This is a genomic window from Streptomyces sp. NRRL B-24085 (genome assembly GCF_001282115.1).
Classification (GTDB): domain Bacteria; phylum Actinomycetota; class Actinomycetes; order Streptomycetales; family Streptomycetaceae; genus Streptomyces.
In genome coordinates this window covers 1-12,316 of record NZ_LJBR01000146.1, presented here as the reverse complement: position 1 = coordinate 12,316, position 12,316 = coordinate 1, and the positions used below count along the sequence as shown (strand labels likewise).

Below are 12,316 nucleotides of genomic sequence, written 5' to 3'. Positions count from 1 at the left end.
CACCCCACCAGCGGCCGCTTCCGCTTCGCCGTCGACGTCCACAGCGGGCCCCCCGTCACCCTCCAGGTCACCGGCGCCGCCTTCACCGGCCTCACCGCCCACGCCCTGCCCGAGGCCTTCACGGTGCACCCCGGCACCACCCGCCGGGTCACAGTCGAGATATCGGTTTCCGACTGTTCTGGACTACCCCAGAATGCCGACCTACCATTTCTTGACGTAACGCTCCGTAACGCGCGCGCAATACAGCATCACAGCTTCATCTTCGGCCGGGCGTACTCCCGGGACCTTTTCCGGCTCCTCCGAGGCGCCTGCGCCATGACACCACCGCCACAGCCTGGACGGCCAACCGGAAGTGCAGGTTCTCAAAATGCGGACTGAGGGGATATTCCACCAAACCGGCTGAGAGCCCCCGCCGTGGAAGCCCGTCATCCACCCCGTCATAACAAGAAAGTCACAAGCCCGCGCACAGCGATGCCGCTGCCCGCAAACCGGGCTTAGAGTCACCGCCAGTCACCGCTCCATCGGGAGTTCGGTAAAGCGCGGGCACCAGCCGCACCCACGAGGGCGCGCGTGCCTGCGGAAAGGACTGATTGTGCGACGTTCCATGGTGATCCTGACCTCCGTCATGGCGACGGGGGCTCTCACACTCACCGCCTGCGGCTCCCGAGACGACAAGGGCGGCGACAGTGACAGCGGGGGTGGCACCACCCTCACCATCGGCGTGGACGCCCCGCTCTCCGGCGAGAACTCCACCACCGGTCTCGGCATCCAGTACGGCGCCCAGATCGCCGTCGACGACGCCAACAAGAACAAGCTCGTGCCCGGCGTGACCTTCAAACTGAAGGCCTTCGACGACAAGGCACAGCCGGCCACCGGCCAGTCCAACGCCACCACCATCACCGGCGACAAGACCGCCGTCGGCGCCGTCGGCCCCCTGAACTCCGGCGTCGCCCAGTCGATGCAGCAGGTGTTCGCCTCGGCCAACATGGTCCAGATCTCCCCCTCGAACACCAACCCCGAGCTGACCCAGGGCAAGAACTGGCAGACGTCGAAGAAGCGGCCGTACAAGACGTACTTCCGCACCGCCACCACCGACGAGCTCCAGGGCAGCTTCGCCGCCGACTACGCGTACAACGGCCTCAAGAAGAAGAAGGTCTTCGTCGTCGACGACAAGCAGACCTACGGCGCCGGCCTCGCGAAGATCTTCACCGAGCAGTTCAAGAAGCTCGGCGGCACCGTGGTCGGCTCGGACCACATCAACACCGGCGACAAGGACTTCGGCTCCCTCGTCACCAAGATCAAGAACGCCAAGGCGGACCTGCTCTACTACGGTGGCCAGTACGACGAGTCCTCCCTGATCACCAAGCAGATGAAGGACGGCGGAGTCAAGATCCCGCTGTTCGGCGGCGACGGCATGTTCGCCTCCACCTACATCGAGACCGCGGGCGCGGCCTCCGAGGGCGACCTCGCCACCGCCGTCGGCGTCCCCGCCGACACCCTGCCCGCCGCCAAGACCTTCATCGAGACCTACAAGGCCAAGGGCTACAAGGGCGACTACGGCGCCTACGGCGCGTACTCCTACGACGCCACCACCGCCATCATCAAGGCCGTCAAGGCCGCCGTCGACGCCAACGACGGCAAGGTCCCCAGCGACATCAACGCCCTGCGCTCCTCCGTCGTCGACGGCGTCCAGAAGTCCGACTTCGAAGGCATCTCCGGCAAGGTCGCCTTCGACCAGTACGGCGACACCACCAACAAGCAGCTCACCGTCTACCAGGTCACCAAGGGTGCGTGGAAGGCTGTGAAGACCGGCACCGCCGACCTCGGCTAGTCCAGGCCCCAACAGCAGACAGCAACACCACAACGGGCCGCGCGGGAGGGGACCCCGACCGCGCGGCCCTTGCCACACCCCACCCCGGCACGCGAAACGTGCACACGACCACCAGCGACAATGGAGGCCACGCGGTGAACACCCTGCCGCAGCAGCTGGCCAACGGGCTGCTCCTAGGCTCGATGTACGGGCTGATCGCCATCGGCTACACGATGGTGTACGGCATCGTCCAGCTCATCAACTTCGCGCACGGCGAGATCTTCATGACCGGGGCCTTCGGCGCCTTCACGGTCTACTTCTACATCCTGCCCGACGGCACCTCGATGGCCCTCGCCGTCCCCCTGATGCTGATCGGCGGCGGCATCGTCGCCATCCTCATCGCCGTCGGAGCGGAACGGTTCGCCTACCGGCCCCTGCGCGGAGCCCCACGGCTCGCACCGCTCATCACCGCGATCGGTCTCTCCCTGGCCCTCCAGGAAGTCGTCCGCAACTTCTACCCCCGCGCCGACCGCGCCGTCGCCTTCCCCGGCCTCGACGCCACCCACGACATCGGCTCCGTCACCATCAAGGACGCCGACATCTTCCTCGTCGTCGCCGCGATCGTCTGCATGTCCGCCCTCGCCTTCTTCGTCCGCAAGTCCCGCACCGGCCGCGCCATGCAGGCCACCGCACAGGACCCGGACACCGCACAGCTCATGGGCATCGACACCAACCGCATCATCGTCATCGCCTTCGCCATCGGCGGCTTCTTCGCCGCCGTCGCCGCCGTCGCCTACGGCATGAAATACGGCAGCATCGACTACCGCATGGGCTTCCTGATGGGCCTCAAGGCCTTCACCGCAGCCGTCCTCGGCGGCATCGGCAACATCTACGGCGCCATGCTCGGCGGGCTCGTCCTCGGCGTCGCCGAGACCCTCGCCTCCGCCTACATCGACGACATCCCCGGCATGCACCTCTTCGGCGGCGGCTCCTGGAAGGACGTCTGGGCCTTCTGCCTGCTCATCATCGTCCTCCTCGTCAGGCCACAAGGCCTGCTCGGCGAACGCGTAGCGGACAGGGCGTGATCACCATGACCGACACCACCACTCGCGGCCTGATCCCCCTGCCGCTCGCCGCGGCCCGCGCACTCCTCCTCGCCGGAGGCATCGCCACCGCCGCCTCCGCCTTCCTCGCCTGGACCTGGACCAGCGAGTTCCCCGGCGACCTCACCATCACCGGCTACCCCGGCGGCCTCCAGTGGCTGACCTTCATCGCCGGCCTCCTCATCACGGTCTTCGCCCTCGCGACCTACGACATCCGCGGCCTGCGCTGGCTCATCCCCGCCCGCAACAACGCCCCCCTCGCCCTCACCGCACTCGGCGGCTTCGGCGTCACCTGGTACACCATCGTCTCCATCGCCGTAGAACTCGGCGGACTCGCCAACCTCGAACCGGGCGGCTGGATCGCGGCCATCGCCTCCCTCCTCCCCGTCATCGGCGCCTTCGCCCTCCCCGAACCACGCACCGAGAGCACCAAGCAAAACCTCAAGGCCTACCTCGCCAAGCCCGACGGCATCCCCAACCCGGCGCCCCTCAGCCCCTGGCTGGAGCGCGCGGTCATCACCGTCGTCACCATCATCGGCCTGGCCGTCTTCACCTACGGCATCGACACCGAGTACGGCGAACTCTTCGTCGGCTTCCTCATCGTCGTCGTCTTCGCCGTCTGGGCCCTGCACACCGCCGGCCTCAACGACCGCTTCTCCCGCATGGTCGCCCGCAACCGCAGCTTCACCCTCGCCATGGGATTCGCCGCGGCCATCGCATTCCCCTTCACCCAGACCAACGACCACTACGCCAACATCGGCGTCAACATCCTGATCTTCGGCACGGTCGCCCTGGGCCTCAACATCGTCGTCGGCCTCGCGGGCCTCCTCGACCTCGGATACGTCGCCTTCCTCGGCGTCGGCGCCTACACCGCCGCCCTCGTCTCCGGCTCCGAGTTCTCCCGCTTCTCCGGCGTCCACTTCCCCTTCTGGGCCGCCGCCCTCACCGGCGCCGCCGCCTCGCTCGTCTTCGGCGTCCTCATCGGCGCCCCCACCCTGCGACTGCGCGGCGACTACCTCGCCATCGTCACCCTCGGCTTCGGAGAGATCTTCCGCATCGCCGTCAACAACCTCGACGGCGACTCCGGCCCCGACCTCACCAACGGCCCCAACGGCATCCCGGCCATCCCCGACCTCAAACTCTTCGGGTTCAACCTCGGCGAAGCCCACGACATCGGCGGCTTCACCCTCGGCCGCTTCGCCAACTACTACCTGCTCATGGTGCTGATCATGGCCATCGTGGTCCTGGTCTACACCCGCGCCGCCGACTCCCGCATCGGCCGCTCCTGGATCGCCATCCGCGAGGACGAGACCGCCGCCACCGCCATGGGCATCAACGGCTTCCGCGTCAAGCTCATCGCCTTCGCCCTCGGCGCCACCCTCGCCGGCCTCGCCGGCACCGTCAGCGCCCACGTCACCTACAGCGTCGTCCCCACGCCGTACCAGTTCGCGGGCTCCACACCCCCCAACTCGGCGTTCCTCCTCGCCGCCGTCGTCCTCGGCGGCATGGGCACCGTCGCAGGACCCATCCTCGGCGCCGCGCTCCTCTACCTGCTCCCGGAGAAGCTCGTCTTCCTCCAGGACAAGTCGCTGCTCGCCTTCGGCATCGCCCTCATCCTGCTGATGCGCTTCCGCCCCGAAGGCATCATCGCCAACCGCCGCCGCCAGCTCGAATTCCACGAGACCGGCCAACTCGACGTACCAGAAACAACCACACTCTCCGGCGAACCGGCCGCCGTCACCAAGGCGGGGGCGTGAGCACCATGACCACACCTGTACTCGAAGCCAGCAACGTCACCATGCGCTTCGGCGGCCTCACCGCCGTCCGCTCGGTCGACTTCACCGTCAACGCAGGCGAAATCGTCGGCCTCATCGGCCCCAACGGCGCCGGCAAGACCACCTTCTTCAACTGCCTCACCGGCCTCTACGTCCCCACCGAGGGCACCGTCTCCTACAAGGGCACCGTCCTCCCCCCCAAGCCCCACCTGGTGACCAAGGCCGGCATCGCCCGCACCTTCCAGAACATCCGCCTCTTCGCCAACATGACGGTCCTCGAGAACGTCCTCGTCGGCCGCCACACCCGCACGAAGGAAGGCCTCTGGTCGGCACTGCTCCGCGGCCCCGGCTTCAAGAAGGCGGAACGGGCCAGCGAAGAACGAGCCATGGAACTCCTCGAGTTCATCGGCCTCGCCGGAAAGCGCGACCACCTCGCCCGCAACCTCCCCTACGGCGAACAGCGCAAGCTCGAGATCGCCCGCGCCCTGGCCTCCGAGCCCGGCCTGCTCCTCCTCGACGAGCCCACCGCCGGCATGAACCCCCAGGAAACGCGCGCCACCGAGGAACTGGTCTTCGCCATCCGCGACAAGGGCATCGCCGTCCTCCTCATCGAGCACGACATGCGCTTCGTCTTCAACCTCTCCGACCGCGTCGCCGTCCTCGTCCAGGGCGAAAAACTCGTCGAAGGCACCTCCGAGGTCGTCCAGGCCGACGAACGCGTCATCGCCGCCTACCTCGGCGAACCCTTCGAAGGCGACCCCGGCGCGGCCGAAGCGCAGAGCACCACCAGCACCAAGGGAGAAGGCCAGTGACCGCACTCCTCGAAGTCGAGGACCTCCGGGTCTCCTACGGCAAGATCGAAGCCGTCAAGGGCATCTCCTTCAGCGTCGAAGCAGGCCAGGTCGTCACCCTCATCGGCACCAACGGCGCCGGCAAGACGACGACCCTCAGGACCCTGTCCGGACTCCTGAAGCCGACCTCCGGAAAGATCCTGTTCGACGGCAAGCCCCTCAGCGGCGTCCCCGCCCACAAGATCGTCTCCTTCGGACTCGCCCACTCCCCCGAAGGCCGGCACATCTTCCCCCGCCTCACCATCTTCGAGAACCTCCAGCTCGGAGCCTTCCTCAGGAAGGACAAGGAAGGGATCGAAAAGGACATACAGCGCGCCTACGAGCTCTTCCCGATCCTCGGCGAGCGCCGCAACCAAGCGGCAGGCACCCTCTCCGGCGGCGAACAGCAGATGCTCGCCATGGGCCGCGCCCTCATGTCCCAGCCGAAGCTCCTCATGCTCGACGAGCCCTCCATGGGCCTCTCCCCGATCATGATGCAGAAGATCATGTCGACCATCGTCGAACTGAAGTCCCAGGGCACAACGATCCTCCTGGTCGAACAGAACGCCCAGGCAGCCCTCTCCCTGGCCGACCAAGGCCACGTCATGGAGGTCGGCAACATCGTCCTGTCCGGCACCGGACAGGACCTCCTCCACGACGAGTCCGTCCGCAAGGCCTACCTCGGCGAGGACTGACACCCCCGGCAGCACGACGAGGCCCGCGCCCCCTCCTGGGGACGCGGGCCTCGGTCTTTTCCCGGCCTTGGGGTCAGCCCTTGTTGGCCTTCTTCTCATCGGCGTCCTGGATGACCGCCTCCGCGACCTGCTGCATCGACATACGACGGTCCATCGACGTCTTCTGGATCCACCGGAACGCGGCCGGCTCGGTCAGACCGTACGAGGTCTGAAGAATCGACTTCGCCCGATCGACCAGCTTGCGCGTCTCCAGACGCAGCGTGAGGTCCGCGACCTCGTTCTCCAGCTCCCGCAGCTCCGTGAACCGCGACACCGCCATCTCGATCGCCGGCACGACATCGCTCTTGCTGAAGGGCTTGACCAGGTACGCCATCGCACCGGCGTCACGGGCCCGCTCCACCAGGTCACGCTGCGAGAAGGCGGTGAGCATCAGCACCGGGGCGATCCTCTCCTCGGCGATCTTCTCGGCGGCGGAGATACCGTCCAGCTTGGGCATCTTCACATCGAGGATCACGAGGTCCGGCTTGTGCTCACGGGCGAGCTCGACGGCCTGCTCGCCGTCACCGGCCTCGCCTACGACGCTGTAGCCCTCTTCCTCCAGCATCTCTTTGAGGTCGAGCCGGATCAGGGCCTCGTCCTCGGCGATGACGACACGGGTCGTCAGCGGAGGCACGTGCGACTTGTCGTCGTCGGGCGCGTCTACGGGCTGGGGCGACTCGGGGGCGGTCACGGGGGCTCCTCGTTACGGGCCGGGCAGGTGCTGCTGCTTGTGCAGCCTACCTAGAGGCGGGGAGCTGCGGTGACCCGGTACACTTCCCGACAGCTCACCAACTTGCCCGGTTGGAGGAACTGGTCAGACTCGCGGTGCTCAAACCACCGTGCCCTAGGGCATGTGGGTTCGAATCCCACACCGGGCACATTCCAGGAAAAGCGGATGCTCACGTTCTCGTGAACATCCGCTTTTTAGTGTGTGGGGTCTCGATCTGTTACCCAGAGTGGCCCCATGATCCAACACAGCACTGACGTGCGACACCAGGCCATCACCCTGCTCCGCTCAGGCATGCGCAACGCGGATGTCGCCCGACAGCTCAGCGTGCCAACGGGAACGATCGGCAAGTGGCTTCACCTGGACCGGGCGCGGCGCGGCGAATGCCCGGGGAGAAAGACTCCCAAGTGCCCCCGGTGCGATGGCCGCCTTCTCGACACGGTTGCGTACGCCTACCTACTCGGCCTTTACCTCGGCGACGGCTACATCGTGCACTGGTCCGGCCACCGGAGCCCGTTCCTTGTGATCACCTGCGATGACTCTTGGCCAGGTTTGATGGATGAGTGCGAGCAAGCAATGCGCTCCGTCTTCCCGGGTAACGCCGTCTGCCGCTCCGGCAAACCGGGATGCCACGACCTGAAGCTCTCCTCCAATCACCTCCCCTGCATGTTCCCCCAGCACGGGCCTGGCAAGAAGCATGAGCGTCCGATCGTCCTGGCCACCTGGCAGCAGGAGATCGTCGACGCCTATCCCTGGGAGTTCATCCGCGGTCTCATCCACTCAGATGGATGTCGCATGACCAACTGGGCCACCCGTGTGGTAGCCGGTGAGCGGAAGCGCTACGAATACCCCCGGTACTTCTTCACCAACCTGTCGGGCGACATCATCCGGCTCTTCACCGACACCCTCGACAAGGTGGGCGTCGACTGGAAGCAGGCGAACAGCCGCAACGTCTCCATCGCCCGGAAGGCCTCCGTAGCCCTCATGGACACTCACGTGGGCCCCAAGTACGACCGACCCCCTACTTAGGGCTGTCGTCCTCCCCGATGTGGTGGACCCGGACCAGGTTCGTCGAACCCGACACCCCGGGCGGTGAGCCGGCCGTGATGACGACCACGTCGCCCTTCTCGCAGCGGCCGTACCGCAGCAGTGCCTCGTCCACCTGGTCCACCATCGCGTCCGTGGAGTCGACCTGCGGGCCGAGGAAGGTCTCCACTCCCCAGGTCAGGCTGAGCTGGGAGCGGGTCGCGGGTTCCGGGGTGAAGGCGAGGAGGGGGATCGGGGACCGGTACCGGGACAGCCGCTTCACCGTGTCGCCGGACTGGGTGAAGGCCACCAGGAACTTCGCGCCGAGGAAGTCGCCCATCTCCGCCGCCGCCCGGGCGACAGCGCCTCCCTGGGTGCGGGGCTTGTTCCGTTCCGTCAGCGGCGGCAGGCCCTTCGCGAGGATGTCCTCCTCCGCCGCCTCCACGATCTTCGCCATCGTCCGGACCGTCTCGATCGCGTACTTGCCCACACTCGTCTCACCGGACAGCATCACCGCGTCCGTGCCGTCGATGACCGCGTTGGCCACATCGGACGCCTCCGCCCTCGTGGGACGCGAGTTCTCGATCATCGAGTCGAGCATCTGGGTCGCGACGATCACCGGCTTGGCGTTCCGCTTGGCCAGTTTGATCGCGCGCTTCTGGACGAGCGGTACCTGTTCGAGGGGCATCTCGACGCCGAGGTCGCCGCGGGCCACCATGATGCCGTCGAAGGCCGCCACGATGGAGTCGATGGCATCCACCGCCTGCGGCTTCTCCACCTTGGCGATGACCGGGACCCGGCGCCCCACCGAGTCCATGATCCGGTGGACGTCCTCGATGTCGCGTCCGCTGCGGACGAAGGACAGGGCGATGACGTCGAAGCCCATGCGCAGCGCCCAGCGCAGGTCTTCCTCGTCCTTCTCCGACAGTGCGGGGACGGAGACCGCGACGCCCGGCAGGTTCAGGCCCTTGTGGTCCGAGATCATGCCGCCCTCGATCACGCGGGTGTGGACCCGGGGGCCGTCGACCGAGGTGACTTCCAGGCAGACCTTGCCGTCGTCGACGAGGATGCGCTCCCCGGCGGTGACATCGGCGGCGAGGCCGTCGTACGTCGTCCCGCACTGCCGCTGGTCGCCTTCCGCGCCCTCTTCCACGGTGATGGTGAAGGTGTCGCCGCGTTCAAGGAGTACGGGTCCTTCGGTGAAGTGGCCGAGGCGGATCTTCGGGCCCTGAAGGTCGGCGAGGAGTCCGACGCTGCGGCCGGTCTCGTCGGAGGCCTTGCGGACGCGGTGGTACCGCTCCTCGTGCTCGGCGTGGCTGCCGTGGCTGAGGTTGAAGCGGGCTACGTCCATTCCGGCGTCGACCAGGTCTTTGATCCGGTCGTAGGAGTCGGTGGCGGGGCCCAGGGTGCAGACGATCTTTGCTCGGCGCATGTTTCGACCCTAGACCTTACCGATGGGTAGCGAATTGGACGAGTCTGACGACTCAACAACCTTTGGGTGAAGGGCTGTTGACAAGGGTTGAAGTGTGCGCCGTCCCGCTCGGATGAGCATTTCGGATGCAAATTCGAGCGGTCGCTCACAGCCTGGGGGGTGCCATGGTGAAGCGTGCGTCGACCTGGGCGTGGACGTGTTGGCGCTGGGGTTCGAGGTCGAGGGGGGTGGCTGCGGTGTCGGCCTCGTAGGCCATGGAGCGGGCGCGGGCGGCTTTGCCGACGAAGCGGGGTTCGGGGTTCTCGGCGCCGATGTCGGCGAGTTCGAGGAGGGCCGTGAGTGTGGTGCCGAGGGCTTCCGCGTACTCCTTCGCCCGTTGGACGGCTTCGCGTACGGCCTGCTGCCGTGCCTCCCGGTGGGCGGGTGAGTCGCGGCGCAGGGCCCACCACGGGCCGTCGACCGTTGTCAGTTCCTGGTCGGCCAGTCGGGTGGTCAGTTCGCCCAGTGCGGTGAAGTCGGTGAGTTCGGCGGTGATGTGGACGCGGCCGTGGTGGGCGTGGACGCGTTCGCCGCGGCCGTGTTCCTTGAGTTCGGGGGTGATGGAGAAGGAGCCGGTCTCCAGGCGTTCGACGGCGTCTCCGTAGGACTTGAGCAGGTCGAGGGCGTGGGCGTTGCGGCGGGTGAGGTCGTCGAGGGCGGTGCGGCGGTCCTTGCCGCGGGAGGCGATGGTGATGCCGAGGCGGGCGATCTCGGGGTCGACTTCGAGGTGGGCTTCGCCGCGGACGGCGATGCGGGGGGCGTCGGGGGTGCCGTAGGGAACGGTCATAACGACTCACTGTGTCAGTTTTCGCGGGGCGAGTCACCAGATCGCAACCTGTGGGGACTGTTGCCGTTCGACATGTGCGGGTCAGAATCTACGCGCGTTGTTGACTGTTCCCCGAGGAGATCGAGACATGGCCCTGAACCGCCGGAAGTTCCTGGAGAAGTCCGCTGTGACCGGAGCGGGTGTCGCGCTGGCGGGTGCCGTGGGGGCTCCCGCCGCGCAGGCCGCGGAGAGCGGGAGGAAGCCGGTGAAGCGGTATGCGCTCACGGTCATGGGCACCACGGACCTGCACGGTCATGTCTTCAACTGGGACTACTTCAAGGACGCCGAGTACAAGGACAGCGCGGGCAACGCGCAGGGTCTGGCGCGGATCTCGACGCTGGTGGACCAGGTGCGTGCGGAGAAGGGCCGCTGCAACACGCTGCTGCTGGACGCGGGTGACACGATCCAGGGGACGCCGCTGACGTACTACTACGCGAAGGTGGACCCGATCACCGCGAAGGGCGGTCCGGTCCATCCGATGGCCGCGGCGATGAACGCCATCGGGTACGACGCGGTGGCGTTGGGCAACCACGAGTTCAACTACGGCATCGAGACGCTGCGGAAGTTCGAGGAGCAGTGCGACTTCCCGCTTCTCGGCGCGAACGCGCTGGACGCGAAGACGCTGAAGCCCGCTTTCCCGCCGTACTTCATCAAGACGTTCCGGGTGAAGGGTGCGCCGCCGGTGAAGGTGGCGGTGCTGGGTCTGACGAACCCGGGTATCGCGATCTGGGACAAGGCGTATGTGCAGGGGAAGTTGACGTTCCCGGGTCTGGAGGAGCAGGCGGCGAAGTGGGTGCCGAAGCTGCGGTCGATGGGTGCGGACGTGGTGGTCGTGTCGGCGCACTCGGGTTCGTCGGGGACGTCGTCGTACGGTGACCAGCTGCCGTACGTGGAGAACTCGGCGGCGCTGGTGGCGCAGCAGGTGCCGGGGATCGACGCGATCCTGGTGGGGCACGCGCATGTGGAGATCCCGGAGCTGAAGGTCGTCAACGCGAAGACGGGGAAGACGGTCGTGCTGTCGGAGCCGCTGGCGTACGCGGAGCGGCTGTCGCTGTTCGACATCGAGCTGGTCTTCGAGAGGGGGCGCTGGTCGGTCGAGTCGGTGTCGTCGAAGGTCCTGAACTCGAACTCGGTCGCTGACGACCCGAAGATCACCAAGTTGCTGAAGGACGACCATGACGTCGTCGTGAAGTACGTGAACCAGGTGGTCGGTACGGCGACCCAGACGCTGACGACGGTCGAGGCGCGGTACAAGGACGCGCCGATCATCGACCTGATCACGAAGGTCCAGGAGGACGTGGTCAGGGCGGCGCTGGCGGGTACGGAGTACGCCTCGCTGCCGGTGATCGCGCAGGCGTCGCCGTTCTCGCGGACCTCGGAGATCCCGGCCGGCGATGTGACGATCCGGGATCTGTCGAGCCTGTACGTGTACGACAACACGCTGGTGGCGAAGTTGCTGACGGGTGCGCAGGTCAGGGCGTACCTGGAGTACTCGGCGGAGTATTTCGTGCAGACGGCGGCGGGTGCGGTCGTGGACGTGGAGAAGCTGACGAACGCGGGCAACCGTCCGGACTACAACTACGACTACGTGTCGGGGCTGTCGTACGACATCGACATCGCGCAGGCGGCGGGGTCGCGGATCAGGAACCTGACCTGGAACGGCGCCGCGCTGGACGACGCGCAGAAGTTCGTGTTCGCGGTGAACAACTACCGGGCGAACGGCGGCGGGGCGTTCCCGCACGTGGCTTCGGCTCCCGAGTTGTGGTCGGAGTCGACGGAGATCCGTACGCGGATCGCGGAGTGGGTGACCGCGAAGGGTGTGCTGGACCCGAAGGACTTCGCGTCGGTGGACTGGAGGCTCACGCGGGACGGTACTCCGGTCTTCTAGAGGTCCAGCGGGGTGGTGTGCACGGCGTCGGCGATGACTTTCACGCCGACGCCGTTGCCGTGTGGGCCGTCGCGGGTTTCCTACCGTCCCTCGACGAGGGGGGTGAGGACGGGGGCCGTGCGGTCG

At 67.0% G+C, this 12,316-nt stretch carries 10 protein-coding genes and 1 tRNA gene; 8 read left to right on the top strand and 3 right to left on the bottom strand.

What is annotated here, in order from left to right; translation table 11 throughout:
* Positions 1-604: 604 nt before the first annotated feature.
* The 5 genes from AOJ26_RS17805 to AOJ26_RS17785 all read left to right on the top strand — a co-directional run bounded on the left by AOJ26_RS17805 (position 605) and on the right by AOJ26_RS17785 (position 6,213).
* A complete protein-coding gene (locus tag AOJ26_RS17805; protein WP_053849294.1) occupies positions 605-1,831 on the top strand; it encodes a branched-chain amino acid ABC transporter substrate-binding protein in 1,227 nt (408 codons plus the stop codon).
* 134 nt (positions 1,832-1,965) lie between these two features.
* Positions 1,966-2,895 (top strand): branched-chain amino acid ABC transporter permease, encoded by a 930-nt coding sequence (locus tag AOJ26_RS17800; RefSeq protein ID WP_053849293.1) that lies wholly within the window; start codon positions 1,966-1,968, stop codon positions 2,893-2,895.
* Between the two features lie 5 nt (positions 2,896-2,900).
* Positions 2,901-4,670, top strand: coding sequence for a branched-chain amino acid ABC transporter permease (locus AOJ26_RS17795; RefSeq protein ID WP_053849295.1), 1,770 nt, complete (start codon positions 2,901-2,903; stop codon positions 4,668-4,670).
* Positions 4,671-4,675: 5 nt separating this feature from the next.
* The gene (locus AOJ26_RS17790; RefSeq protein WP_053849292.1) at positions 4,676-5,500 is read left to right on the top strand and encodes an ABC transporter ATP-binding protein; all 825 of its coding nucleotides are present in this window, start codon (positions 4,676-4,678) and stop codon (positions 5,498-5,500) included.
* Positions 5,497-6,213: an ABC transporter ATP-binding protein gene (locus tag AOJ26_RS17785; RefSeq protein ID WP_037719274.1), complete on the top strand. Its 717-nt coding sequence runs from the start codon at positions 5,497-5,499 to the stop codon at positions 6,211-6,213. Before AOJ26_RS17790 ends, AOJ26_RS17785 begins: the two co-directional genes overlap by 4 nt.
* A 73-nt stretch (positions 6,214-6,286) precedes the next feature.
* Here the strand turns inward: AOJ26_RS17785 and AOJ26_RS17780 are convergent, their stop codons facing one another.
* Positions 6,287-6,943, bottom strand: coding sequence for an ANTAR domain-containing response regulator (locus AOJ26_RS17780; protein ID WP_031041938.1), 657 nt, complete (start codon positions 6,941-6,943; stop codon positions 6,287-6,289).
* A gap of 104 nt (positions 6,944-7,047) precedes the next feature.
* On the opposite strand from AOJ26_RS17780, the gene AOJ26_RS17775 reads away from it, so the two are divergent.
* Together AOJ26_RS17775 and AOJ26_RS17770 are read left to right on the top strand one after the other, a co-directional pair.
* Positions 7,048-7,130 (top strand) — tRNA-Leu (locus tag AOJ26_RS17775).
* A gap of 86 nt (positions 7,131-7,216) precedes the next feature.
* Positions 7,217-8,008, top strand: a complete 792-nt coding sequence (locus tag AOJ26_RS17770) for a helix-turn-helix domain-containing protein (protein WP_053849291.1) — start codon at positions 7,217-7,219, stop codon at positions 8,006-8,008.
* Here AOJ26_RS17770 and pyk read toward each other — a convergent pair.
* Both pyk and AOJ26_RS17760 read right to left on the bottom strand, forming a co-directional pair.
* On the bottom strand, positions 8,001-9,437 hold the full coding sequence (gene pyk / locus AOJ26_RS17765; RefSeq protein ID WP_053849290.1) for a pyruvate kinase: 1,437 nt from the start codon (positions 9,435-9,437) through the stop codon (positions 8,001-8,003). The genes AOJ26_RS17770 and pyk overlap by 8 nt on opposite strands.
* A 145-nt stretch (positions 9,438-9,582) precedes the next feature.
* A complete protein-coding gene (locus AOJ26_RS17760; protein ID WP_053849289.1) occupies positions 9,583-10,263 on the bottom strand; it encodes an SIMPL domain-containing protein in 681 nt (226 codons plus the stop codon).
* Between the two features lie 127 nt (positions 10,264-10,390).
* On the opposite strand from AOJ26_RS17760, the gene AOJ26_RS17755 reads away from it, so the two are divergent.
* A complete protein-coding gene (locus AOJ26_RS17755) occupies positions 10,391-12,190 on the top strand; it encodes a bifunctional metallophosphatase/5'-nucleotidase (RefSeq protein ID WP_053849288.1) in 1,800 nt (599 codons plus the stop codon).
* Positions 12,191-12,316: the final 126 nt, after the last annotated feature.